Origin of the sequence: Vibrio sp. ZF57 (genome assembly GCF_001691235.1) — a bacterium.
Lineage (GTDB): Bacteria > Pseudomonadota > Gammaproteobacteria > Enterobacterales > Vibrionaceae > Vibrio > Vibrio crassostreae_C.
On the sequence record NZ_MAKD01000071.1, the window covers coordinates 1 to 25308 of the forward strand.

The 25308-nt window shown below is 43.5% G+C and carries 19 protein-coding genes; 9 read left to right on the top strand and 10 right to left on the bottom strand.

The genetic code is table 11. The annotated features are described in order from the left end of the window. The first annotated feature begins 389 nt into the window (after positions 1–389). The 3 genes from A6D97_RS08135 (at position 390) to fabV (ending at position 4770) form a co-directional block, all read left to right on the top strand. Positions 390–1019 (top strand): TetR/AcrR family transcriptional regulator, encoded by a 630-nt coding sequence (locus A6D97_RS08135; protein WP_017065403.1) that lies wholly within the window; start codon positions 390–392, stop codon positions 1017–1019. Positions 1020–1074: 55 nt separating this feature from the next. Further along, positions 1075–3357, top strand: a complete 2283-nt coding sequence (locus tag A6D97_RS08140) for an acyl-CoA dehydrogenase (protein ID WP_017071963.1) — start codon at positions 1075–1077, stop codon at positions 3355–3357. A gap of 210 nt (positions 3358–3567) precedes the next feature. Beyond that, entirely contained in the window at positions 3568–4770 is a 1203-nt protein-coding gene (gene fabV / locus A6D97_RS08145) for an enoyl-ACP reductase FabV (protein ID WP_017065406.1), read from the top strand. A gap of 306 nt (positions 4771–5076) precedes the next feature. Here the strand turns inward: fabV and A6D97_RS08150 are convergent, their stop codons facing one another. Continuing rightward, the gene (locus A6D97_RS08150; protein ID WP_065584163.1) at positions 5077–6759 is read right to left on the bottom strand and encodes an aspartate:alanine antiporter; all 1683 of its coding nucleotides are present in this window, start codon (positions 6757–6759) and stop codon (positions 5077–5079) included. Between the two features lie 316 nt (positions 6760–7075). Further along, the gene (locus A6D97_RS08155) at positions 7076–7339 is read right to left on the bottom strand and encodes a GrxA family glutaredoxin (RefSeq protein ID WP_009847069.1); all 264 of its coding nucleotides are present in this window, start codon (positions 7337–7339) and stop codon (positions 7076–7078) included. 406 nt (positions 7340–7745) lie between these two features. On the opposite strand from A6D97_RS08155, the gene A6D97_RS08160 reads away from it, so the two are divergent. After that, on the top strand, positions 7746–9038 hold the full coding sequence (locus A6D97_RS08160; protein WP_065584164.1) for an iron-containing alcohol dehydrogenase: 1293 nt from the start codon (positions 7746–7748) through the stop codon (positions 9036–9038). 124 nt (positions 9039–9162) lie between these two features. Here the strand turns inward: A6D97_RS08160 and A6D97_RS08165 are convergent, their stop codons facing one another. The 5 genes from A6D97_RS08165 to A6D97_RS08185 form a co-directional block, all read right to left on the bottom strand. Beyond that, positions 9163–10017 (bottom strand): MurR/RpiR family transcriptional regulator, encoded by an 855-nt coding sequence (locus tag A6D97_RS08165; RefSeq protein WP_004734686.1) that lies wholly within the window; start codon positions 10015–10017, stop codon positions 9163–9165. 358 nt (positions 10018–10375) lie between these two features. Then, a complete protein-coding gene (gene panP / locus A6D97_RS08170; protein ID WP_017060397.1) occupies positions 10376–12019 on the bottom strand; it encodes a pyridoxal-dependent aspartate 1-decarboxylase PanP in 1644 nt (547 codons plus the stop codon). 118 nt (positions 12020–12137) lie between these two features. Continuing rightward, positions 12138–12665, bottom strand: a complete 528-nt coding sequence (locus A6D97_RS08175) for a hypothetical protein (protein ID WP_017066066.1) — start codon at positions 12663–12665, stop codon at positions 12138–12140. A 174-nt stretch (positions 12666–12839) separates the two neighbouring features. After that, positions 12840–13745, bottom strand: a complete 906-nt coding sequence (locus tag A6D97_RS08180; protein WP_017071961.1) for a lysine exporter LysO family protein — start codon at positions 13743–13745, stop codon at positions 12840–12842. Positions 13746–13799: 54 nt separating this feature from the next. Next, on the bottom strand, positions 13800–14720 hold the full coding sequence (locus A6D97_RS08185) for an HDOD domain-containing protein (RefSeq protein WP_065584165.1): 921 nt from the start codon (positions 14718–14720) through the stop codon (positions 13800–13802). A 357-nt stretch (positions 14721–15077) separates the two neighbouring features. Between A6D97_RS08185 and A6D97_RS08190 the strand changes: the two genes are divergently transcribed. After that, on the top strand, positions 15078–15659 hold the full coding sequence (locus tag A6D97_RS08190) for a TfoX/Sxy family DNA transformation protein (RefSeq protein ID WP_017060401.1): 582 nt from the start codon (positions 15078–15080) through the stop codon (positions 15657–15659). A gap of 176 nt (positions 15660–15835) precedes the next feature. Here the strand turns inward: A6D97_RS08190 and A6D97_RS08195 are convergent, their stop codons facing one another. From A6D97_RS08195 to A6D97_RS08205, 3 genes are all read right to left on the bottom strand, one after another. Then, positions 15836–16378 (bottom strand): hypothetical protein, encoded by a 543-nt coding sequence (locus A6D97_RS08195; RefSeq protein WP_017065409.1) that lies wholly within the window; start codon positions 16376–16378, stop codon positions 15836–15838. A gap of 286 nt (positions 16379–16664) precedes the next feature. Further along, on the bottom strand, positions 16665–17162 hold the full coding sequence (locus A6D97_RS08200; protein WP_017065410.1) for a response regulator: 498 nt from the start codon (positions 17160–17162) through the stop codon (positions 16665–16667). Continuing rightward, positions 17155–19098, bottom strand: coding sequence for an ATP-binding protein (locus tag A6D97_RS08205; protein ID WP_017060404.1), 1944 nt, complete (start codon positions 19096–19098; stop codon positions 17155–17157). Before A6D97_RS08205 ends, A6D97_RS08200 begins: the two co-directional genes overlap by 8 nt. A gap of 183 nt (positions 19099–19281) precedes the next feature. On the opposite strand from A6D97_RS08205, the gene A6D97_RS08210 reads away from it, so the two are divergent. From A6D97_RS08210 to A6D97_RS08225, 4 genes are all read left to right on the top strand, one after another. Continuing rightward, positions 19282–20544, top strand: a complete 1263-nt coding sequence (locus tag A6D97_RS08210) for a DUF945 family protein (RefSeq protein ID WP_065584166.1) — start codon at positions 19282–19284, stop codon at positions 20542–20544. Positions 20545–20707: 163 nt separating this feature from the next. Then, on the top strand, positions 20708–21802 hold the full coding sequence (serC, locus tag A6D97_RS08215; protein WP_065584167.1) for a 3-phosphoserine/phosphohydroxythreonine transaminase: 1095 nt from the start codon (positions 20708–20710) through the stop codon (positions 21800–21802). 375 nt (positions 21803–22177) lie between these two features. Next, positions 22178–23302, top strand: coding sequence for an extracellular solute-binding protein (locus tag A6D97_RS08220; protein WP_083190219.1), 1125 nt, complete (start codon positions 22178–22180; stop codon positions 23300–23302). A gap of 20 nt (positions 23303–23322) precedes the next feature. Next, positions 23323–25212, top strand: coding sequence for a GGDEF domain-containing protein (locus A6D97_RS08225; RefSeq protein ID WP_065584169.1), 1890 nt, complete (start codon positions 23323–23325; stop codon positions 25210–25212). Positions 25213–25308 lie beyond the last annotated feature (96 nt).

Here is a 25308-nt window from a genome sequence, read left to right on the forward strand (position 1 = left end):
CTACTTCTTCTTGAAGATAAAAGCGGCTTTCCCCGGAAAGCCGCGATGAACCAAAAAAAAGCCCAAACCAACGTGGTTTGGGCGGATACAAGTATAGGAGTTAATAAGGAAAATGCAGTAATTAAGAAAGCAGTGAGAAGAACAAGTTTGACGGCCTGTTAAACTTCTAAATACGCTGTTTTCTACCTAATTTAGGACTCTCCATTTCCATTTCAGTTCCAAGAAAATTCATTATTTTTTCTTTTTTTATAAACACACAGCGATTCAATCGTTTAGTGCTGAGCTTTATTAACTGGTACGACCAATTTGTGAAAATGTGATGTTGCTTGCTTGTTAAATAAATGTACTAAGCGTATATTTCAAACAGTTGTTTAATACGAGTGATTGAAATGGCACCAAGAAGTACAACCAAAGACAAAATCTTAGATGTGGCTGAAGGCTTATTTGCTGAGCACGGTTTTAATGACACCTCTTTACGTACGATTACGAGTAAAGCGAATGTCAACTTAGCTTCAGTGAACTATCACTTTGGCGATAAGAAGACTCTGGTTCGTGCGGTACTCAATCGTTACTTAGAAGCATTTATGCCAGCACTGCAAGATGCATTAGTGAACTTAAACTTGAACGAAACGTATTCTATGAGTGACGTGTTTGAGTCGTTGAGACAGCCACTAAGAGCACTTAATGATGTTAGGCCAAATGGTACAAGCCGATTCATGTTACTTATCGGCAGAGGCTATACGGATGTGCAAGGACACTTGCGTTGGTTCATTACTACTCGCTACAGCGAAGTACTTTCTTTGTTTACGACATCTGTAATGAAGGCGAATCCGAACCTCACTCAAGAACAGTTATTTTGGCGATTACACTTCACCCTAGGGACTTGTGTATTCACCATGGCATCAAGTCAGGCTCTGGTAGAAATTGCAGAGAATGACTATGACAGAAAGATAGATGCTAAGGCAGTGGTCGATATTCTTATTCCATATTTAGCCGCAGGCATGTCAGCAGAAGAATAAAACAATAAAAAGCGAAACATTCACAACCAATATAGTGAACAAAAGGATCTGAACTATGAGCTCTCTAAGACAAAAATGGGTAAGTGACCCAGCTTTTAAACTCTTTAAAAAAGTACTACCACCACTATCTAGCACCGAGAAAGAAGCGATGGAAGCGGGTAGCGTGTGGTGGGACGGAGAGCTGTTTTCTGGTAAACCAGATTTCACTAAGCTGCACCAATACCCAAAACCTCAGCTGACAGCAGAAGAGCAATCGTTCATGGATAATGAGCTTGAAACCTTGCTCGCTATGCTTGATGACCACCAAATTGTAAAAGAAGATCGAGACCTTCCTGAAGAGGTGTGGAACTTCTTACGCAAAGAGCGTTTCTTTTCGCTAATTATTGCGAAAGAGTATGGCGGTCGTGAATTCTCAGCACACGCTAACTCAACTATCGTAACTAAGATTGCGACTCGCAGTATCAGTACTGCGGTTTCAGTAATGGTTCCAAACTCTCTTGGTCCTGGTGAGCTGCTGTCTCACTACGGCACTCAAGACCAAAAAGACTACTGGCTACCTCGTCTTGCTGACGGTACAGATATCCCATGTTTCGCACTAACAGGCCCAGAAGCGGGTTCTGATGCGGGTGGTATCCCTGATGTCGGTACTGTGTGCATGGGCATGCACGAAGGTAAAGAGACGCTAGGTATCAAGCTTAACTGGAACAAACGCTACATTACACTAGCACCAGTGGCGACGGTACTTGGTCTGGCTTTCAAACTGCACGATCCAGAAAAGCTACTGGGTGACAAAGAAGACATTGGCATCACTTGTGCGCTAATCCCGGCTGACCACGAAGGTGTTGTGATTGGTGAGCGTCATGACCCACTTGGTCTTGCGTTTATGAATGGTCCAACACGCGGTCACGATGTATTTATTCCTATGGAATGGTTAATCGGTGGTGCCGATTACGCAGGTAAAGGCTGGCGTATGCTGGTGGAATGTCTGTCTGCAGGTCGTGGTATCTCATTACCCGCACTTGGCACGGCGATGGGCCACCTAACGGCGAAAACGACCGGCGCATACGCTTATGTTCGTAAGCAGTTCGGTATGTCGATTGGTAAGTTTGAAGGAGTTGCAGAGAGTTTAGGTCGTATTGGTGGCTTAACGTATCTACTAGAAGCGACTCGTACACTAACAACTACTTCACTCGATATGAAAGAGAAGCCGGGTATCGTTACGGCTATCGCGAAATATCACATGACAGAAATGGCGCGTACTATCCTGAATGATTCAATGGATATCCACTCTGGTCGTGCAATTCAAGATGGTCCAATGAACTACTTAGCTGCGCCTTACCTAGGTATTCCAGTTGCTATCACAGTAGAAGGTGCGAACATCTTAACTCGCAACCTGATGATCTTCGGTCAAGGTGCGACACGTTGTCACCCATACGTGCTAAGCGAAATGGAAGCGGCAGCAAACCCAGATGAGAAGCAAGGTGCGAAGGATTTCGATAACTTGTTGTTCAAGCATATCTCTCACGCAACTAAGAACACGTTTGGTGCGTTCGGTGCGGCATTGACAGGCTCTAAGTTCATTAAAGCGGATATGAGCGGTCCAACGAAGCCTTACTACCAAGACTTAACTCGCTTGAGCCGTGCGCTTGCAGTGAGTGCGGATTTCGCAATGCTTACACTAGGTGGCGAACTGAAACGTAAAGAGCTTATCTCTGCACGCCTAGGTGATGGTCTAAGTTACCTATACATGGCGTCTGCAGCGCTTAAGAAGTATGAAGATGAAGGTCGTCAACAAGCTGACCTAGACTACGTACACTACGCGGTTCAACACTGTTTCCATAACGCGGCTAAATCGCTACAAGAAGCGTACAGAAACTTCCCGAACAAGATGGTAGGTAAAGTACTTAAAGGTCTAGTTTTCCCTGTCGGTAACCACTTTGAAAAACCAAGTGATAATCTAACGGTACAACTGGCAGAAAGCTTGATGACTCCGGGTGCACACCGTGAACGTCTAACTCACCTTTGCTACATAGGCAAAGAAGAAGAGGATAGTGTTGGCCTAATGGAGAATGCGTTCAATGCGATGTACAGCATCAAGCCTCTCGAACGTAAGATCTTCAAAGCAGTGAAAGAGGGCAAAGTGGCTCGTAAAGGTCTATTGCAAGATAAACTTGCTCAAGCACTGGCGGCAGATGTTCTTACTCAAGACGAAGTTGACCAAATCATTGCAGCAGACAAACTTCGCTACGCAGCGATTCAAGTTGACCACTTCAGTCATGATTACAGTGAAACTTTGACGCGAAAAGAGTTAAAACCTAAGCTAAATAGCGTTGCTTAGATAAAGAAATGACAAAAGGCACCTTATTAGGTGCCTTTTTTTGTTTTTGTCGTAGAAGTTGCAATAGAGGCGTTAACAAATGGTGACTTAGTCAGCAAATATTCACTGAGTGCTCCAACCACTTGCATTTTCGCCACATTTTTACAGAAATTAGATGCCATTTGCGTACGAAACTTTTATCCTTAACCTGATTTTTTAAGGAAGTTGAATATGATCATCAAACCTCGAATTCGCGGATTCATCTGTACTACAACACATCCAGTCGGTTGTGAAGCTAATGTAAAAGAACAAATTGCTTACACAAAAGCTCAAGGCCCAATCGCAAACGCACCTAAACGTGTACTAGTTGTTGGCTCTTCAAGTGGCTACGGCTTGTCTTCACGTATTGCGGCTGCATTTGGTGGCGGCGCTTCAACTATCGGTGTTTTCTTTGAGAAAGCCGGTACTGAGAAAAAGCCTGGCACAGCTGGTTTCTACAACTCAGCAGCGTTCGACAAGTTTGCTAAAGAAGAAGGCCTATATTCAAAAAGCCTGAACGGCGATGCTTTCTCTAACGAGGCGAAACAGAAAACAATTGACCTGATCAAAGAAGATCTAGGCCAAATCGATATGGTTGTATACTCACTGGCGTCTCCAGTGCGTAAAATGCCAGAGACTGGCGAAGTAATTCGTTCATCTCTAAAGCCTATCGGCGAAACGTACACGTCAACTGCGGTTGATACCAACAAAGACACAATCATCGAAGCAAGCGTAGAGCCTGCAACTGAAGAAGAGATCAAAGACACTGTTACTGTAATGGGCGGTGAAGATTGGGAACTTTGGATCAATGCTCTTTCTGAAGCTGGTGTTCTAGCGGACGGTTGTAAGACGGTTGCTTACAGCTACATCGGTACTGAACTAACGTGGCCAATCTACTGGGATGGCGCACTAGGTAAAGCTAAGATGGATCTAGACCGTGCAGCGACAGCGCTGAACGAGAAGCTAGGCCAAACTGGCGGTACTGCAAACGTTGCTGTTCTTAAGTCTGTAGTGACTCAAGCAAGTTCTGCAATCCCTGTAATGCCTCTTTACATCGCTATGGTGTTCAAGAAGATGCGTGAAGAAGGTATTCACGAAGGTTGTATGGAACAGATCTTCCGTATGTTCAGCCAACGTCTATACAAAGAAGACGGCAGCGCGCCAGAAGTGGATGAAGTGAACCGTCTACGTCTAGATGACCTTGAGCTTCGCGAAGACATTCAAGATCACTGTCGTAACCTATGGCCTCAAATCACAACTGAGAACCTAAAAGAACTGACTGACTACGTAGAGTACAAAGAAGAGTTCTTGAAGCTATTTGGTTTCGGTGTTGAAGGTGTTGATTACGAAGCTGACGTTAACCCAGCTGTTGAATTTGATGTAGCTGACATCTAATTCAAGTTATCGAATCTAAACGAAATAGGCGCTCATTGAGCGCCTATTTTTTTGTCTGCTATTTGGTTCAAGAGATTAAGAGCAGATATGGGATTCGAGTGGCGGGATGCGAAGAGATTTAAGAGCGGATACGGCTACCGCGATTCGAAGGGGGACAAGAGTAGAAATAAGGGATGAAGAGAGTTAAGAGCAGGAGTGGGGAAGAAGGCTTGAACCGCTTAAAACAGGTTATAAAAAATGCACTAACCCAAAGTGAATTAGTGCATTCGAAATATCTAAGCTTGGCTGCTTTTAATGCAGCAGATGCTAGCTAATTATGATGATGAAAGTACCTGCTAAGGTCATCAATATATTGGCTATCGCATAAGTACCCGCATAACCCAGAGCCGGAATCGTTGAGCGAGCGTGGTCATTTACGATGTCCATCGCTGGAGCGCAAGTTCGCGCGCCAATGATTGCACCGAACAACAAAGCTCGGTTCATCTTCAATACGTAAGCGCCAACCAAGTAAGCGAAGAATACTGGCAGCACACTCACTACTAGGGCAATACCTATTACCTGTGGGCCAACTTGGGTTAAGTGCTCAAATATCTTACCACCGGCGCTCAAGCCGATACCGACCATAAAGAACATCAAACCGAGGTCTTTGACCATGTTCAGAGCACCTTGAGGCACATAACCGAAAGTAGGGTGGTTCGCTCGTAGGAAACCAAGCATGATGCCCGATAGAAGCAGGCCAACCGCGTTACCTAGCCCAAACGATACCTGACCGAATGTCATGGTGATTAAACCAAACAAAATACCCAAAATGAAGAAGCTACAGAAGGCCATCAAATCCGCCATTTGGCTGTGGATTGAGATGAAACCAATTTTCTCAGCTAGGCCGTGCACTCGACTCTTTTCACCACTCACCTGTAGGACGTCACCTTTAGAAAGCACGATGTTTAAGTCCATCGGCATTTCAATCTGAGCACGTACTACGCGGCTAAGGAAACAGCCGTATTCAGACAGGTTTAAGTCTGATAGGCGCTTACCTGCGATACTGTCACTCTTAACGACGATCTCTTCTTCCACGATACGCAGATCGAGAAGGTTACGGTCGAAAACTTCTTTACCGTTACGGAAGCTTGGGTCTAGACGAGCGTGGCTATCTGGGAAACCAACCAATGCGATCTCATCGCCTTCTTGCAGAATTGCATCACCATCTGGATGAGCAAGAATACCATTACGTCGAATACGCTCGATGTAACAGCCTGTTTGGCGATAGATGCCCAGTTCACGCAGATTCTTACCGTCAGTCCAAGAGATGAGCTCTGGTCCCACTCGATAAGCACGAATAATGGGCAAGTAAACCTTACGCTGACCTGAAGCGCCTAACCCACGTTCTTGGGCGATTTGCTCTGCCGAGTCGTGTAGGTTCACTTTTTGAAGTTTTGGAATCAAGCGAGCAAACATAATCATACTGATTAAGCCAACCAAGTAAGCCATCGCGTAACCGACTGAAAGGTTTTCGATAATCAGGCTCAAGTCCATGTTTCTTGGTAATTCTGCAAGCCCAGAATTCAGAGCATCTTGAGCACCTACCAATATCGGCGTTGCTGTTAAGGCACCTGCCATCATGCCTGCAGATAAACCAAAGCCTAGGCCAAGGTAATGACTACTGAAATAGGTTAGGGCAATTGCGGTAGAAAGTACCACAAGGCTCAGAATGAGGTAGTGCTTACCGTCTCTGAAGAAGATACCGAAGAAGTTTGGTCCAGCTTCAATGCCAACACAGTAGATGAACAGCATGAAACCAATGGTGAGCGCATCTGCGTTAAAAGAAAAGCCAAGATGTCCCATGATAAGGGAAGTAATCAAAACACCGATTGAATTACCAAGTTGGAGGCTACCGAAACGAATTTTACCAATGGCTAATCCAATCGATAAAACAACAAAGATGAGGAGAATGGGGTTTTGTTCTAACAGAAAAACAACGTCGATATTCACGGTGGTCGCTCAATAATTGGCGTGGAACACAGGGTAAGTTTGAGAGGTGAATTGTATCTAAATATAAATAAATTATAAGCAATATTTTGTTAATTTACTTGATTTTGACCTTATTCTTATTCCGTATGAAAACTGGTCATAAAAAAGCCCGCTACAGTGAGCTAATGCCGTTCGGATAAGCATTATTGCTTGAACCTGAACGGATATTTGGCTGGGCGCTACAGTGAGCGGGCTTTCTATAAATCGTACAGTCTAACGCCTAAATGGGTCAGCTGTTTAAGGCTTTAGCCCTGATTCTCGTTTGAGAAATCCTAGCTTAGTCGAAAAGACCTAGGTTTTCTTTTGCGTATGCTTCAAATTCTGTGCAGCCGCCGATGTGGTCTTGGTCGATGAAGATTTGTGGAACTGTATCGACAGGTTTACCAACAGTCTTCTCTAGATCAGCTTTGCTGATACCTTCAGCGTGGATGTCAACGTAACGGTAGTTGAAGTCATCGCGTTTAGCTTTAAGAGTTTCAGCATGCTCTTTTGCACGAACACAGAATGGGCAAGCAGGGCGACCAAAAATAACTACAAACATTTAATTTCTCCTAAATACGGGATGAGGCTCGTTAACTCGATTATGTTAACTATTCTTTAGTGAATGCCACTCAAAATTTCATAAAAACAACTATGCCTCAATGCCATGGGGAAATAAAGATGGAATTACCTCTTAATACAATAGGTTTTGTCTATCAGAGCAAATAATGGTCACAAAAAGGATCCATGCTGATTTCTGATGGGTATTCAGATTGATTACCCTTAATTTAAGAGTGTGAATTACCCCTAAGAATACGACATTAATCCATCTTTAATGCGACAAGTTGCACCTCGTCAAAAAAAGCGCATACAGAACGAGGCATCTTAATACTGATGCACTATATAAAGGCTAAATTCCAATAACCAAGAGTTCGCAGTTTTGTTCGGTCATAGGCGCAGGAGGCACCATGTTTCAATTTATGACATCTACAAAGATCATCTTTGGTGATGGAGCACTTTCCGCTTCATTGTCTCTCTTTAATCAATATGGCTACAGCGTGCTATTGGTTACAGGCAATACATTAGAGCGCACTTCAATTGTTACTGACTATCTTGATGCGCAGAGTATGCGTTATCAGCACATTGCCGTTTCCGGTGAACCTAATATCAAAATGGTTGAAGAGGCGGCTATTTCTGCTCGTCGATTTAAGCCAGATATGGTTGTCGCCATGGGGGGCGGTAGCGCCATCGATATGGGCAAAGCGTTGGCTGCGGTTTTACCTAATCAAGGCAATTTATATGACTATGTTGAAGTGGTCGGGCGTAATGTTCCTCTTAAAACCAAACCTCTTCCGTTTATCGCAATTCCAACCACAGCGAGTACCGGCGCCGAGGTCACTAAAAACGCGGTGCTGAAATCAGGCCAAGACCAAGTAAAAATCAGCCTGAGAAGCCCAGACATGCTGGCCGACGTTGCGATTGTCGACCCAACCCTAACTCATGGAACCAATCTATATCTATCTGGGCGAGGTGCGATGGATGCCTTTACTCATCTAATGGAAGCCTACGTGTGTGGTGAACCGAATCCGTTAACCGATATGATTTGTGAAGAAGGGCTGCGTAAGTTGAGTGGTTCTGTGGTTAAAGCGTGTGTTTATGATGAGCCTCAAGCGCGTTCTGATCTTGCTTTCGCTTCTATGCTCGGTGGTATGGCGATAACTAATGCCAAGCTTGGCGCAGCCCATGGTTTAGCCTCCGCACTAGGAGGTAAGATTTCTGCGCCTCATAGTGTGATTACCGCGCGTTTAGCGCCGTTTGTGATGTTGGAGAACATAGCCGTTGCAAAAGAGCAGCAAAGAAGCGACATCCTAGCGCGTTATCAGCGAATCGCTCAGATAATAACAGGTAACGTAGAAGCAATAGAAGAGGAGGCAATTTCTTGGTTATCGGAAGTGCTTGATACGCTTAAGTTACCCAACTTGTTGGAATTTGGTGTCTGTGAAGCCCAGTTTGATGAGGTGTCTGCCGACGCGCTCAAATCAGTGGCGATTAAAGGAAACCCTTTGCCGCTTAACCAAGAGAGGCTCGTGCATATTTTGAAGCAAGTATGCGAGAAGTGCAGTTGTAGAGAAGGGCATCATGAGGGAGCTTCAATGAATCAAATTGGGCAAGAGCCAGCTGTCGAGTCGAGCTTTACCATTATCAATTCTTATGCGTCCGAAAACAGCGTGGTTGAGAAGGGCAATAGTTGGACTATCTAACGGTCTTAAACTTGTTCGTTGTATAAGTCATTTTATACAGACAAATAAAAACGGAGCTCTAGGCTCCGTTTTTTTAATTCAACTTGTTCTCTGGTCATCTGTTTTCAGTTCATGACTAAGCAGATTAGAACTGAGAGTACTTCTCGTAACGTGAATCACGAAGTGACTCTTTGACGCGCTTTAGGTTCTCTCTGAAACCAGAACCACGACGTAGCGTAAAGCCTGTCGCTAGCACATCGATAACCGTCATCTGAACAACGCGACTTGCCATTGGCATGTAAACGTCAGTGTCTTCTGGAACATCCAGAGAAATAGACAACGAGCTCGCTTTATCCAGTGGAGAATCTTTTGCTGTGATAGCAATAACTGTCGCACCGTTTTCACGCGCTAAGTTTGCAATCTCAACTTGGCTTTTAGTGCGGCCAGTATGAGAGATAAGAACAATAACGTCGTTATCACTGCAGTTAATGCAGCTCATTCGTTGCATCACGATGTCTTCGAAACATGTGATTGGGATATTAAAACGAATAAACTTGTTTTGAGCATCTTTGGCGACAGCAGAAGAGGCACCCAGTCCGAAGAACGAAATGCGTTTTGCTTGAGTCAGCAAGTCAACAGCACGGTTTACTTGCATCGCGTCTAGACTGTTTTTAGCAACGTCTAGACAAGCCATAGTTGATTCGAAAATCTTATGCGTATAAGCATCTGGACCATCATCTTCTTCAACATTACGGTTCACGTAAGGTGTACCGTTTGCCAAGCTTTGAGCTAGGTGAAGTTTGAAGTCAGGGAAGCCCTTTGTGTCTAATCGACGACAGAAGCGGTTAACTGTAGGCTCACTCACGTCAGCCATTTTAGCTAAGGTAGCAATGCTAGAATGAATTGCAGTTTGAGGGGAAGCCATAATTACTTCGGCTACCTTGCGCTCAGACTTGCTGAAATTTTCCAGGTTTTTTTGTATTTTTTCTAATGTATTCATAGTGTTCACAAGGGTATAGAGAACAACTTGCTAGTTAATATCTTTTACCAGGGGGTATGGCTGAAGCAAATATCAGTAAACACAAAGCCGATGTATATTCGGTTTCGTAAATACTGCTGCGTCAAATAGATATCAAGCTAACTAGCACCATAGAGTCAGTATAAACCCAACATACTATTTACTAATACAAAAACAGGGCATGAATGCTTAAGAATATGACAAACCTCAACAAAATTTTAGAAAACTACAGAATTGGAAGAGAGTTTGAGCAAAAAGAATGCAAAATGGGTATGAACTGACAGCTTAGTTACATCAAAAAGAAAGAAATTTTCAATTTGATGCAACTAAAATTGAATGACTATGCGTTGATTTGCGTAACCAGTTTGTTGATTTTGCCCATCAAGTTTGGTGCTAGTTTAGAGATCTCACGCTGTTCTTCAAGCACTGACGAAAGAATGTCATTGCCTGTTAGTGGGTTTGCTAATACCACGCGGAAAACGATGATTGGCTGATGTACCCATGCTTCAGGGTTTAAGCGTGTACGTGACACGAAAGACTTACCTGTTTCACGCTGCTTCTTCTGAATAAACTTAGTCAGCTCATTGAGCAACTCATTCAGTTCGACACGATGTTCAGGCTCAGCTTTAAGCAGTGCCGCTTTGACTGACTCAGGGACATAGCGATAAGTCAGTAGGCAAAGCTCAGGTTCTGAAACCAGCTCGAAGTCGCTCTGATCTTTAATTAGGTCGGCAAAGTAGCGCGCTTTGTTGATGCTTTGGTCGATCAGCAGTTCATAACCTGGGCGGCTAATGATGTGCATTGCGGCGTAAACCAGCATTGCCATACCTGAACGAGAACCTTCTAACGTATGGCTGCCTAAATCTTTTGAGCCTTTACGAAGAATGTATTGAGCATGATGTTCAATCGCAGTCATCGCATCTGGCTTCTTAAACAGAACCATACCCGCACCCATAGGGATATAAAGCTGTTTATGCGCATCAATCGTGACTGAATCCGCCAGTTCAATACCATCAAGTAGGTGACGATGATTGTTAGACATCAGAGTCGCACCGCCCCAAGCTGCATCAACGTGGAAATGACAATCGGATTCGGCACACACCTCAGCAATGTCTCTTAGCGGGTCGATATTACCGGTTTCGGTTGTACCAGCCACACCAATGACGGCGAAAGGTTTGATCTTGTTCTGCTTGAGCTGCTCGATCTTGAGTCTTAAATCATCAGTACAAATACGGTTGTCGTTATCTGTTTTAACAGACACTAGACCTTCTTGACCAATACCAAGGACATCCGCGGCTTTTTTCAGAGAGTAGTGGCCACGTTCAGAGACTAAGATGGCAAGGCCTTCGTAGTCGTAGTGCTTCATGGCTTTAAACAGGCCTTCTTTTTCTACACCTTTGAACGAACCTTGCGCTTTTAGTGCGTTGTTACGTGCAACCCAGAGCGCTGTAATGTTCGCGATGGTACCGCCAGAACAAAACGCACCTAAAGAGTGGTTTGCGCTGTGCATCCAACGAGAATAAAACTGGTCACTATCTTGATAAATCAGGCGATGTAACATGCCCAGAACTTGACGTTCTAGGGGAGTGAAAGCTTTTGAGGTCTCGATTTTTACTAGATTCTGATTCAACGCAATCATGATTTTTGAAAGCGGCATCAGGAAGTACGGCAACGCAGAGGTCATATGGCCAATAAAACTTGGCGAAGACGTGTGAACCGAATGAGACACAAGAGAATCGAGGAGATGCTCAGTATGTTCAGAAACAAACTCAGGCTGCTCTGGGATATGAGCATTTGAAAAATCTTTCTCAATTTCACGTAGCGGCTTTTCTTCAGCCACAATATGTTCACGTAAGAATTGATTCAGGTTTCGTGAAAGTTTGTCTTCAATTTGAGTGAGTGTTGAATCTGGGCCTTCAGGTACCGTGAAGATACGTAGAAGACTGTCGAAGCTAACATCTGCTGTTTTTTGTTCCGTAACCATAGCAAGCGAGTTATTTTTCTAATATTGACGCGAGCGGGACAATCTAAACGAAAACGGGAACAATGTCCCGTCTTAATTATGAAATCCAACTTCTCAAAAAAGCATATTAAATGCGGGGTTATTTACACTTAATCGCTTCAAGTTTACTGATCGACTGGTTGTAACGCTGCAGCGCTGAGTCGATTTGCTTAGGGTGACTAAGCAGCTCTGCAAAGGCAGAACGTAGTTCGTAGTTTTGAGCGTGAGGCGTTGATTGGCGGTCATCGAATGTTGTTTTCGCGATTTTACCAAGCTCATCATCACGTGTTGATAGCGTTTTAATGTCGTGTTGCTCAAGTTGCAACCAACCTTCTACAGGTTGCTCTGTTGCCACTTTGCTTGAGTCGTTTACTAAGTAGTAGTGAACCGCAGCACGGTTAAGCTCAAAGTGGTGCTTACGACCTTCTAGGAACCACTCACTCACTTCTGTTAGCTCTGGATATTGCTCAGAGGTTAATGCAGCAAGGTCGGCATACCAATTCAAAGAAGCGTCGATGTACGCATCATATTTTTTTGCTTGGCACTGGTTTGTCTCAGACATTGAATCTGCTGCAAAAGAGAAAGTAGAAGTTGAAGCTAGCAGTAATGCGACGCAAAGGCGTTTCATAGTGGTTCCTTTTGTAAGTTTATTCTTTTTATAACTTTGTCGTTACAGGTTACCGTGATCGTTATTTGTTGAGCAATGACACTTAGTGTCTTTTTATTTCGGTAACTGTATCGGTGTCTTGGGCATTGGTATTCGAGTTGCATTCTAATCTAAAACAAACGCTATTCCTGCGATCTAGTTAGCAAGAGATACAAAGAACAACATCAATATCGGAACAAGCAAGCTGAGGATAAAGCCACTGACGATAGCGATAGGCACACATCTAACGCCGCCTGTTGTTTGAATGACCGGTAAGGTGAAGTCCATCGCAGTCGCACCAGCATAACCAATGGAAGTGCATGGGTAGCTGCGAATTAGCACTGGAATCAGTACCAAGGCAACTAACTCTCTTAACAGCTCAAGCATGAAAGAAGCGCCACCATAGACAGGACCAAAGGCGTCACCCATTAAGATACCAGCCAGAGAGTACCAACCAAATCCAGAAGACATTGCCAAGGCTTTGAACAGAGGGATATCTAGGATGTAAGCCGCGATTACACCACCTAACATTGAGGTGATGATAATGGTGATTGCGATAACCATACCGTGCTTGTTGAGTAAGATCTGACGAAGTGTGAGTCCGCTATTACGCAGCTGAATGCCGATAAAGAATAGAAGAACAAACAGAATCCATTCGCTTGCGGTATCAACCCAATCAAGGCCAATAGGCAGCACTAAGCCAGCGATTAGCCCTGAACCTACCACTAAGATGAGTTTTGCAGATTCCATCGCCATAGAAGAGAGGGGAAGCTTCTTCTTGCTACTGTCGGTTTTGAGTGGCAATAACTTATCAATAGCGGGCAGTGCCATTAGGTTACATACGCTTAAGCAGACAAAGAAAGTGACGGTATATAGAAGGATTGTCTGCAGGTTACTGCCTAGGTTATCGAGGGCGGCTAAGCTTAGTCCCATTAACGCCAGAATCACGTAGATCAACCGCGATGTTGAGCGGTTGATAAATTCTAATGTCTGAGCGTTCGAAATTGCAAAAAGATACCCCACGACGAGTGGCGCAAATATAAAGATCATCCCTGTAAACATGCTTTCCCCATTGCATTTACTTCATATTACACTTACTTGTAATTTAACAGTGACTTAGAAGCCGCTAGTATTGATCACGTCGCTTAGCTTTGCATTAAAATCATGCTTGCTCAAGTTGCTTAATTTATAAAGCACCTCTGCACCTGTCACGTTAAGTTCAACTTCGTGATCATCGATGTTCTCATCCTTGTTTCTGAACATCAGCAGGTGGTTAGCGATTCGAGCGATATCTAAGTAAGAGACTTCACGCTGTTCGTGGTTATTGATGGTATTGCTGCACACATCAATAAAGTCGCTGTCGAAGCCCCAACGGTTAAGCACCAATTTACTGGTAGCAGAACATTGGCCTTGGAAGATTTGTAGAGCGATGTCGTGATCTAGGTAATTGCCATTTTCGAGGTAGAGGTGGTATTCGCTAACCAAACAGAACAAACCAATATCAGCCAGTAATCCAACAAGCAGCGATTTTTCATGCTCAAGGTAACGGTATTCAGTAGGGGAGAGCTCTTTGAAGCTGTTGGTAACAAGCACCATAGTAGCGCCCAGCTCTTTTGATACAGAAGCGCTCTGAACCAATACCTTATTACATTCTTTACTGAGGTTGACTGAGTGTTTGAGTTGCTCAATAGCCTGAGCCGTCACGATGTCACGTACTCTTAATATGCCAAGGCGCGACACCGCCGTCATAATATCAACACAAGTAATATTACGTCTGTTAAAGACGACAGAGTTAGCCACACGAATGACAACAGCAGCGAGGCCTGGGTCTTCGAGTAAGCACTCGGCAACGTCAGCAATCCCAGTTGATTCAAGGGTACAAAGCGATTGAATCTTCAGTACAACGTTAGGGATAGGAGGAAGTGTTATTTTTCCCGCTGAGATAGAATGTCCAACAAGTTGGGCAAACTCTGATTCTAGACCCTTTAAGAGAAGAGTCTTATTTTGAGGTAGCCAGAAAAACGATAAATGATTCATATAAAAAGTAAAAACAGGTCTGTCCTGCCATTTTACAAGCCACGATGCTGCGAGGCAATACTCACCCGTCTACATAACCTTTAATAATTTGAACCGGTGTATCACTAGGTGTCCAAATTCAAGCATGGTTTGATAGTTTACTGTGAAGTCAATCATGAAAAACCGGAATACTCAATTGATTGATGTGAACTAAGTCCAGACTTATTTTTCTTTTCGAAGTATGATTTATTTAAAGGTGAAAAACGAAACCATAATATTCACCTATAGAATAACAAAATAGATTTAAAATTTTCGCATAACAAGCTGCTTGTCTGGTGATCAACCTAATCGGGGTAATTTGATTAAGGATCAACGGATATGACCGAGACAGCATTTATTAATTACGTGAATCAATTTGGTGAGCATCAAAAACGTTCTATGTTCGGAGGTATTGGCCTCTTTCAAAATGACGCTATGTTCGCTTTATTGAGTGAAGGTTGTTTATTCATTAGAGGTGGAAAATCATTAGATAAAAAACTGACCGATCTTGATTGTGAAAAGTATCGTCATGTAAAGAAGCAGACAACAGCAACCGTAAACTATTACGACATTACGGATCTGTTTACCTGTGAACATCCTGAATTGGATAGTATTATTCGTACTTCAATCGATAATTCAATTCAGCAGCGTAGCTTCAAAAAGTCATCAGCTAGCCGTAGATTAAGAGATCTACCAAACATGCAGCTTACGTTAGAGCGCATGGTTAAAAAGGCGGGTGTGGATGATGTTTCAATGTTTATGCAGTTGGGCGCACCTGAAGTGTTTAATAAGGTTCGCGAAGCGTACGGAAACGATGTTGACCTAAAACTACTTTGGAAATTTGCGGGTGCAATTGATGGTATTCACTGGAAACTATTACAAGAGCCACGCAAGCAGCAATTACTAAAGAGCTGCCACTAAAGAAGTTTACCTTATATGCTTAAGATTACTGTTAATAAATAAAAACCGAGGAATGTCCTCGGTTTTTTTGTTTCTGTCTTAGCCGGATTTCTTAAAAGACTAAGTATCAAAAGACTAAGTATCAAAAGGCTAAGTGCTCATAGAGAGCTTATTTGCTAGGGCTTGAGCTTTAAGTATTAGTACTTGAAGCGAGCAGTGAACATAAGTTGGTCACCGTAGAAGTCGTTAATACGAGCTTCAGCACCTAAAGAGAAAAGCTCTGTAGAGTGGAAACGCGCGTAAACAGAACCTGTCCAATCATCGTTGTCATCGATAGAAACGTAACCACCTTTACCACCAACTTCTAGTTGTGGACCAAGCCATTGGCGAACACCAATGTTGATTTCCATACCGATATCAGTAGAGCTTGAGTTCTCAGGTTGAACGATGCGAGCTAGCATTTCACCTGTTAGGTCTGCCCAGTTGTTTAATGGAGCGTGGAAACCAAGACCTACAGCTGAGTCGTAATCGCTTTCAAATTCTGAATCGATACGTGCTATAGCGTGAGCGTTCGGGTGAATGGACTTACTGAACGCACCACCAAATGTTACTGGGCTAGCACCGATACGTGCTTCAAAGTAATCATAGTTAAAGTTGCTCATTACCTGTGGTTGTTCATCAACAGCTAGTGCTTGACCAGAAGCCAATAGCATAGCGGTAGTAAGTAGAATTTTGCGCATAACGACCGTAAACCTATATTAGTGTTAATTCCTTTGGTTTGAGACAAATCGGCAAACCATAAACATTGAGACAGTTTAATCTAACTCACGGAAAAGTAATCCTTTAAAATGTAAAACCTTACTCATTTAGTTAAAAAACAAGCAAATTAAGGTTCAGTATGTAACGGAGATCTCATGTTTAGGGCGAATGAGAAAAATAGACGAGCGAATTATCCAAAATTTGTATACATTCGGAAGGTTTTTATATCGGATGACGCTATTCTCAGTATCCATTAACCAATCAGTGCTATTCACCAAAACTGGTGCGTTTATCCGCCATTGAAGTCAGTATGCGCTCGGTATCTAAGATGGAAGTCCAGTTTAGCAATTGCTTGTCGTTGGCAATGACATAGTCAGTCAATTGTTGAGTAATCGTGTCTCTCAGTTGGTCGCCTTGCCAAGGTTTTGAAATATAGAAATCAAGTGCTGCGTTGTTAATGGCTGTGACGGTATCTTCTAGCCCAGCTTGCCCGGTGAGCAACAGCTTACGCGTTGGTTTAGTAGCGTCGTGTTGGTTGAGTTCGATCAGAAAATCAATGCCGGTTTCTTCTGGCATGATGTGGTCGCATAAGATTAACGCGAGCTTAATACCATCTTGTCCCATTTCTTTGATTACTTGCTTGGCTTCATCGACCGACTCTGCACCTTCAACCAGAAAGTTCTCTTCAAATATCGCCAAGTCCTGAAGGACACTATTGAGAACTTCAGGTTCATCATCGACACATAAAATTAGGTACTTATTCATGAGGTGCTCCTTCTTGTTTGAACGGAAGCCACACTTGCATGTTTGTATGGCTGCCTACCTCTGACTCCACCAAAATAAACCCTTGATGAGCCGAAACGATTTGTTGAGAAATGGATAACCCAATCCCTAAACCAAAGTTGCCTTCTTTTTTAGTCGTGAAATTTGGGTTGAAAATGGTGTTGATGTCTTCTTTGGCAATGCCGTGGCCAGTATCGGAGATTTGCACCACAAGAAACGCGTCGTCGCCTTTTGTCTGTTGAGAAGTGGTGATGGTCACTTTTCCTCGTTCAGATAGGGCATCGAGCGCATTGGAGATAAGGTTGGTCCACACTTGTTGCAGCGAGAGCGACTGGCACAATAAAGGCGGTAAGTCGGTATCGTAATGCTTTTCGAGTTGGTGGTGTTTAAGCCTGTTTTCGAAGATCACTAAGGTATCTTCAAGCCCTTCGTGGATATCTGTGTAGTGGCGAACTTCTTCATCTTCTCTAGCATAGCTTTTTAAGCTTTTGACCATATCGGCAATACGCTTGCTGCACACTTGAATTGAGCGGATAGAGTTTCCAACATAATGGTAATGCTCTAAGTCATTGAGCAGCTCTTTGCCTGCGACAGGGGACGCCTTTAATGTGTTTAGAACCGTAGAGTCTTGGCTTAGGTTTAGTCTCACGGCTTTTTTTGCTAAAGCACGGTCATTAATCGTCGACGTAAGATGCTTTACGAGCTGTCTTTCTTGGGCTGTTGATAGTGGCTTAGCTAACTTTGAATGTGCCAGTACGTCAGTCCCTTTATTGGACTCTGGAACGGATAGGTTTGCCAATATTTGGTCGAGATGGTCTGACAGAGTTTCGATGCTTCTTAATATGGCAGCAATCGGGTTATTCAGCTCATGTGCGACTCCCGCGACTAGCTGCCCGAGCATCGCCATTTTCTCTTTCTCGATCAGTTGTTGATGTGCAGACTCTAATGATTCTAGTGTCTGCTGCAGTTTGATCTTATTGGTGATGCTGCGTTGCAAACGTCGATTAAAATGACGGAGCAATAGATTGGTAAATAAAGGCAGCAGGGTATTGTTTGAATGCATCACCTGAGCAAAGCTATCTTTATCCAGTTTGATAACGCGAGTCTGCGTTAGGGTGATCGCCGTAGAAAACGAAGGCTCGCCTGTTACAAATGACATCCCGCCAACAATGTTCCCTTTGGAGTGACGTACCACTTCCCGCTGTTGCCCAAGTTCATCTTTCTTATAAAGAGCTGCTTCACCCTCAATGATCAGCCATAAAAAGCGATTGTCTTCGCCTTCCACAGTGAGTAGATGCTCGGGGGAATAGTCACGAATGGCCTTAGTTTTGTCATCTTTTGAAAACACATCTTGTAAGGCACTGACGACACGTTCTGCAAGGGCATTATCAGAAAGCTGGTGGTAGTCGTGAATGAAACCCGATTGGAAAGAGTGAATCTTTTGCTCAATGTGCGCTCTGAGTAAGCGTTGTTGATCCAATGCATCGCTGTAAGAGAGCAGGTTTTCTGAGTCGTATTGGATAACAAAAGAGGTCAGCTCTTTTTGCGCTGATTTGAACAGAACCTGATCTTGAACCGGTTTGGTTAAACAGTGGTTGAGCCTACCTTCATTCACAGCGGTTAAAATGGATTGAATGTCTGACGAAGCGCTGACTAATATCGTTCTTGCGGTATTACTATGGGGCAGCTGTTGAAGTTCAATCAGGAATTGCACGCCATTAAATTCAGAATGATGATGAGTGATCACCAAGGCAACGGTTTGGTTGTGATCATGAATATCTTCTAATGCGTGATGTGCGTCTTCTATGTTCTCGGCAGTATAAATATCGAATACAGAAGCCAACGGAGCCAGCTCCGAACGTATTCTTTCAATGCTAACCGGATTATTGTCCAAACAGATAACAGCGTATTGATTCACAGCTCAACCTTAATAGTAGCGACGTCTTTAGCCTAGCAAGAACCGCCGAATAAGGATGAGAGCTAGCCGTTAATTTATTGAGGCAATCGAAGTATCGAGCAATAGACTGATTTAACTCAATGTTTCTTGTTTGCTACTGATGGGTTAGACTAAAAAAAATAGACACGTGTAGAAAGAGAACTCATGGAACAGTTAAGAAAAATTGGTGCTATTGGCGGAGCAATCTCACTGGCACTTTGTTGGCCGCTAGCGGTTGGGCAAATTGGACAAAATGCGATTACCGATGGCGTTGCAAAGCTTAACAATTCAAGCATTCAAGCTGAGATCGTGGAATACGATAGAGGTTACTTGTCTTCCAACGTAACCACTCGTTTAACTGTGATGGATGAAAACCTGAAAGAGCAACTTGCGATTGATGGGTTGCCGAGTGAGTTTGTCATAAATAGTGCGGTTAGCCATGGTTTGGTGAGTCTAAATGCACTGTCGACGTTTGAGAATACCGATATTCTGCCTTTAACTCTGACCACTAGTACTGAGCTAAACGGCAACACTGACTTTAACTTTGAGTTAAGCCAGTTCAATCACCAAGGTTCTGATGAGAATGGGACTTCGGTCTCGATCACTAAATCGAATCTTTCTGGCCATGCGACTGTTTTAGGCCAAGTTGATTACGAGCTTTCAATCCCTTCAGTTCAAATTGATTTTGAAACCGGTGAAGAGGTAACGCTGTCTAATCTGAAAGGTGTGGGTTCAGGCCAACAAGCGAAAGGCTACTGGTTAGGTACTCAGAATTTTACTATCGATAGCTTCTTGGTTTCAGATTCTGCAATGCAGCCTTTCATGACCATTGAAAATTCTAAGTACGATTTTGAATCACATCTAGATGAAGCAACTAAGCGTCTGCGCAGCAACCTCAAGCTGGATATCGCAAACATCGAGACCAGTGAAGGCCAGTTGAACAACCTAAACGTCGATTTTGAAATGTCGAAGTTGGATAGCGAGTCGTTTGAGAAAATCTTTGAGATTTACCAATCTAATCCTGTGATGACGCAAGAAGACGTTGCAGAGATCATTCCATTTATCGATATCCTGTTTGCTAAAGGTTTCGACCTTTCAATGAACAACATGTCGTTAGAGTTAGGTAAGGGACAGTTCGAATCTAAGTGGTTGGTGAGCGTGCCGGAAGGGACCGAAAACATCAGCAGCAACCCTTCGATGATCATGCTTGCATTAACGGGCAACGTTCACTCTAGCTTCTCAAATGAACTTGTTGAAGAGTATCCATTCATCCGTGAAGGTATCGATGAATTGCTTGTGATGGAAATGATCAAGGAAACAGACAGTGGTTATGAAATCAGCGCTGACTTAGAAAATGGAAACCTAGTGTTCGAAAATGGACAAGAAATTCCATTAATCGCTCTACTTACGCCGGTTTTTGTTCAATAAACAGAGCAGGCGTGAATACTGATAGGGTGATTTAGCAGGTTAAGCTTAAACATTTTATACGGTACAAAACAAAAGAGGTCTTAAGACCTCTTTTGTTGTTTTTATGTTGGGCAAAACATGGTATTACTTGCATAGTTATTATTTAGCAGGAGCAATCATCCCCATGGAACTTACATTAGATAACGTATTCAACTTCAGTGCTGGCCCAGCTGCACTGCCTAAACCGGTAATGAAACAAGCGCAAGCGGACTTTATTGATTGGAATGGTTTAGGGACTTCCGTGATGGAAATCAGCCATCGCAGCAAGGAATTTATTCAAGTTGCTGACGAGTCCGAACAGGACCTACGTGATCTTCTGAACATCCCAGACAACTACAAAGTTCTTTTCTGTCAGGGGGGCGCTCGTGCTCAATTCGCTGCTGTTCCTCTAAACCTTTTAGGTGATGCGACGAAAGCGACTTACATTGATGCGGGTTACTGGGCAGAAAGTGCAGTGACTGAAGCGAGCAAATATTGCGAAATCGATGTATTCAACGCGAAGACGTCAATTGATGGTAAAGCAGCGGTTGTTCCAGTTAAAGATTGGAAAATTGACCCGGAAGCTGCGTATGTACATTTCTGTCCGAATGAAACCATCGATGGTATTGAAATCAGCGAGCTTCCTCAAACGGATAAGCCAATCGTAGCGGATATGTCATCTAACATTCTGTCTCGTAAGATTGATGTGTCTCAGTACGGTGTTATCTACGCGGGCGCGCAAAAGAATATCGGCCCTGCGGGTATCTGCATTGCAATCGTACGTGATGATCTACTCGAACTCGCAAACGACGTGTTGCCGAGTATTCTGAACTACAAAGTACTTGCTGAAAAAGACTCAATGTTCAACACACCACCAACGTACGCTTGGTACCTATCAGGCCTTGTGTTCAAGTGGCTGAAAGCTCAAGGTGGCGTTGAAGCGATGGAGTTGGTGAACAAAGAGAAAGCAGCGCTGCTTTACGATGCAATCGATAGCTCAGCTTTCTACAAAAACGATGTTCACACTGCAAACCGTTCTAGAATGAACGTGCCGTTCCAACTGGCGAAACCTGAGTTAGATGGCAAGTTCCTAGAATTGGCTGATGCTGCAGGTCTGAAATCACTGAAAGGCCATAGAGCAGTAGGTGGAATGAGAGCTTCACTTTACAACGCAATGTCTCTGGAAGGCGTTCAAGCGCTGGTTAGCTTCATGAAAGATTTCGAAGAGAAATACGCTTAATCGATGATAGGGCTTTGACTGATAAATTGCTTATTTGATTTTTATTGTGTCGAATGCACCGAACGAGATAGATGCCGCTTTTGCGGCATTTTTTTTGTCGTTAATAATAAAGGGTATGGTATGTTGATTTATTGTAAGAACAGTCATCCAGAGATATGACGGATGTATCAGAATGAGCAGACCTTTCTCTTAAAGCGAGAGTATCAACTGTTATTTAGGCACTTTTTACTATATAACGTGTCGCCCAAAGCTAGGTCTCTAATCATGAGCAGTGAGCGATAAGCCGCATCGCCCGGTTTATTGATGGGCGATTAAAATCCAACGTCTAATTTTTACCACAAGGAACCAAGTGTGAGGTTATTGAGTCTATTTGCGATGCTATTTCCGGCCGTTGCTTGTTCGTCCACACTTGAAATATGGGCTGGTATTAATTATGAAACGGCCGATTATGTAAAAGAACATATCGAAGCGATGACTGATCATCGTGTAGAAATTCGTTCGTTTGACGTCAACAGTATTCGTTCTGAACTGCTTGTTGCTGATCCTAGAGACAATACCTTTTCCGACGCCATCTGGGTTCCTTCTGACTTCTTAGGTCTAACTGAATATATCGATTTAGCGACGCTTCCTGATGCTTGGGTCGATACCCAACGCTATGAGAAAAAAGCGCTCGATGCAGTGGTCATCAACGGTGAGCTTAAGGCGTTACCGGTTGGTATTGGAAACCAAGTCGTTCTGTATTCGAGCAAGCCTCAAGCGCAAGTCGTGACATGGGAGAGCTTAATTGAACGCTCTGCTCAGTCCGATCAAGTGAGCGTGCTTTTTCCCAATCCAAACATGTACTTCTATCTAGCTTTCTATCAGCTTTTTTCTGAAGACTTATTATCGTCGAAGAATGTTAATGGTGAAGGGTTAGTTGCTATCTTTGATTTCATCGACATGTTGCAGCAGAAAAAAGTCATCGAATCATCGTGCAGCGATATTTGCGCGAGGCAGAGGTTCATCAATGGGGAAGTCGAGTTTTTGATTGACGGTGATTGGGCGTTCAGCGAACTCGATGCCGCCTTTGGTCGAGATTTGTACATCAATTCGTTGCCGACCTATCGTGGTGAAAGTATGTCTTCATTTAGTGGCGCAAAGGTTTTTGCTGTCACGGAAAAAGGCATGCAAAACCCAGATAAGAAATTGGCTTTGAAAGAAGTCGTTCAATACCTGCAATCAAACAGTTTCACCTATTTAGCTCACTCGAGTGCCATGGTTTCGCCGTTTTATGAGGTTAATCAACGCCGTGTTGAGGAAGGTAACCAGACACTTTCAAATATGTACGATGAGTTTCAAGCATCGCAAATGATGTCGAGTGACTATAAGATGGCGATCGTTTGGGAGGCATCGGTTCGGGCGTATCAGCGTTACAAGTCAGGGATGCCAAAGAGTGAACTGCATAAGTTTTACAATGATTTTGTTCAATATTACTCGGCGAATATGAGGGTAAGAGATTGAAGCTATCATTAAAATACACCATGGGCTTGGTGTTGCTGGCTTGCTCAATGCTTCCTGTTTACCTAGCGGGACAGTTGATTCTCAATAAACAAAACCAAAGTTCTTTAGAGCAAAAAGAAACCAAGCTGGACAACTCTACGACCGGTATTCGTCAAACCGTACAAGAGCAAATTAAGCTGACGGCGAGCCTAACTCAATGGTATTCGCATGACCGATCATTGATTAAAGCGGGTGGTAATATCTTTTTCTCGAGTGTTGTTTGGGACAAGATGGATAGCTTCAATGCGCTAGCGGAGAGTGTGTCCGCGACTTATATTCTGGACCAAAACTGGAAGCCCATTTATGACAGCAAAGGCAGCTTGTACCATTTTGAGCAGAGCCAGTTATTAGAAAGCTTGAAACGTCCTCAATCGGTTTATGGGCAAGGGAAATTGTTCCACACCGAGTTTACCGAAACTGAAGTGGCGGATAATGCCGCTGCAGGTATCGCTTTTGTCGCGCCGATTTTACCTTATCGTTTGATAGAAGGTTCTACATACACGCCGCAGGGTTATCTTGTGGTTCTTATGGGGTATGACAGACTTAAGACTAAAGTGACGCCTTTCCTTTATCAAAATGAGTCGGTTGAGTTTAACTATATTGATTCAACGGATGCTCAATCTTCTGAACAAAGTGCGAACATTATCTCTATCGACAGCACATTCTTTACCGACAAATTGGTACTGAACGTCAAACATCATATTTCCGACAGTGAGCGTTTATTAGAGATGCAACAAGCTCAGGTGGTCTTTGTCAGAATATTGGTGGCGACGCTTGCCATCTCGATTGTGTTTGCTCTGTTCCTAAGCCGCTGGTTCTCAGGGCAGTTAAACTTGTTGGCTGAATCTGTTACGTCGTATTCGCATAACCAGTCACCGACTCATAGTGTGGATGAACATCGTTTTACAGAGTTCGTCACGCTGAGTCGTTTATTGGAAACCTTGTGGGGTCGCATACAATATCAAGTCCGTGAGCTTACCGAAAGTAACGATAAACTCGAAAGATTTAATGTTCAGCTAGAGGACTTAGTCGAAGAGAAAACCAGCAAGTTAACTAATTCGCTCGCGCGTGAAGAATCCCAGAAGCATCGTATTTTGAAGATCGTTCAGTTTGCATCATCAAGACACGCGGCTGAATATCGGTTGATTCCTCAAATGGTCGATCAAGAGTTAAAGACATTACTTGTTCAACATTCGATTCAGTTTCATTTTAACCGGACTGGCGAGGCTGACCTGATACTCTGTGACTCACAGGGGACGGCGATCGGGTATTTTTGTTCAAGTTCATTTGATGTCCTCAGTGAAGAAGATCTTCTGATTTTTGACATGTACCAAAAACAGTTAGCTGGTTGGCTAGAGCTCGAAAATATTACACGGATTAACATGCCGACTGGCTGTTTGAATCGTAAAGCTTTTAATGAAGATCTCGAATTCAGTAAACGCAGCATTAACGACAATCAAAATCAGATTTCTTTGATCATTATTGATATCAATGGCTTGAAAACGACCAATGATGTTCATGGGCATGAGATCGGGGATGATCTGATACAGCGCTGCGTAGACGTAATCAGCCACGAATTGACACCTGCCAGTAATCTATACCGTTTGGGTGGAGATGAATTTGCGGTGCTTACCTTAACGTCTGGTGAGTCGAGTTCGCTCAATGTCGCAAAGATGACTGAGCAGTTGTACATTGCTCAGGAGCAACAGGCAATCGAGACTAAAGCGGGTATCTCTATTCCTGTCAGATTCTCGATTGGTGCAGCCTCTAGTGATTCAACAGACGTTAAGCAATTGTTCTCAGTCGCTGATGAGAATATGTATCAGCAAAAGCGTCTTTATTACCAAACGTTGTCTGTGGTTGGGAAGTAATAATGCCAATCACGCTGACAAATAGCGATCACGATTTTCGACGTCCATTAGAGCGGAACTGCTGCGGTGTGACGTTATAATATGTTTAAACGCTTA

What these genes read in the sequence shown, in the direction of transcription:
- fabV (WP_017065406.1), top strand. Translation starts at nt 3,568, where the DNA reads ATGATCATCAAACCTCGAATTCGCGGATTCATCTGTACTACAACACAT.
- A6D97_RS08135 (WP_017065403.1), top strand. Translation starts at nt 390, where the DNA reads ATGGCACCAAGAAGTACAACCAAAGACAAAATCTTAGATGTGGCTGAA.
- A6D97_RS08225 (WP_065584169.1), top strand. Translation starts at nt 23,323, where the DNA reads ATGGGCTTGGTGTTGCTGGCTTGCTCAATGCTTCCTGTTTACCTAGCG.
- A6D97_RS08200 (WP_017065410.1), bottom strand. Translation starts at nt 17,162, where the DNA reads ATGAATAAGTACCTAATTTTATGTGTCGATGATGAACCTGAAGTTCTC.
- A6D97_RS08220 (WP_083190219.1), top strand. Translation starts at nt 22,178, where the DNA reads ATGCTATTTCCGGCCGTTGCTTGTTCGTCCACACTTGAAATATGGGCT.
- A6D97_RS08210 (WP_065584166.1), top strand. Translation starts at nt 19,282, where the DNA reads ATGGAACAGTTAAGAAAAATTGGTGCTATTGGCGGAGCAATCTCACTG.
- serC (WP_065584167.1), top strand. Translation starts at nt 20,708, where the DNA reads ATGGAACTTACATTAGATAACGTATTCAACTTCAGTGCTGGCCCAGCT.
- A6D97_RS08195 (WP_017065409.1), bottom strand. Translation starts at nt 16,378, where the DNA reads ATGCGCAAAATTCTACTTACTACCGCTATGCTATTGGCTTCTGGTCAA.
- A6D97_RS08190 (WP_017060401.1), top strand. Translation starts at nt 15,078, where the DNA reads ATGACCGAGACAGCATTTATTAATTACGTGAATCAATTTGGTGAGCAT.
- A6D97_RS08185 (WP_065584165.1), bottom strand. Translation starts at nt 14,720, where the DNA reads ATGAATCATTTATCGTTTTTCTGGCTACCTCAAAATAAGACTCTTCTC.
- A6D97_RS08175 (WP_017066066.1), bottom strand. Translation starts at nt 12,665, where the DNA reads ATGAAACGCCTTTGCGTCGCATTACTGCTAGCTTCAACTTCTACTTTC.
- A6D97_RS08165 (WP_004734686.1), bottom strand. Translation starts at nt 10,017, where the DNA reads ATGAATACATTAGAAAAAATACAAAAAAACCTGGAAAATTTCAGCAAG.
- A6D97_RS08180 (WP_017071961.1), bottom strand. Translation starts at nt 13,745, where the DNA reads ATGTTTACAGGGATGATCTTTATATTTGCGCCACTCGTCGTGGGGTAT.
- A6D97_RS08160 (WP_065584164.1), top strand. Translation starts at nt 7,746, where the DNA reads ATGTTTCAATTTATGACATCTACAAAGATCATCTTTGGTGATGGAGCA.
- A6D97_RS08155 (WP_009847069.1), bottom strand. Translation starts at nt 7,339, where the DNA reads ATGTTTGTAGTTATTTTTGGTCGCCCTGCTTGCCCATTCTGTGTTCGT.
- panP (WP_017060397.1), bottom strand. Translation starts at nt 12,019, where the DNA reads ATGGTTACGGAACAAAAAACAGCAGATGTTAGCTTCGACAGTCTTCTA.
- A6D97_RS08140 (WP_017071963.1), top strand. Translation starts at nt 1,075, where the DNA reads ATGAGCTCTCTAAGACAAAAATGGGTAAGTGACCCAGCTTTTAAACTC.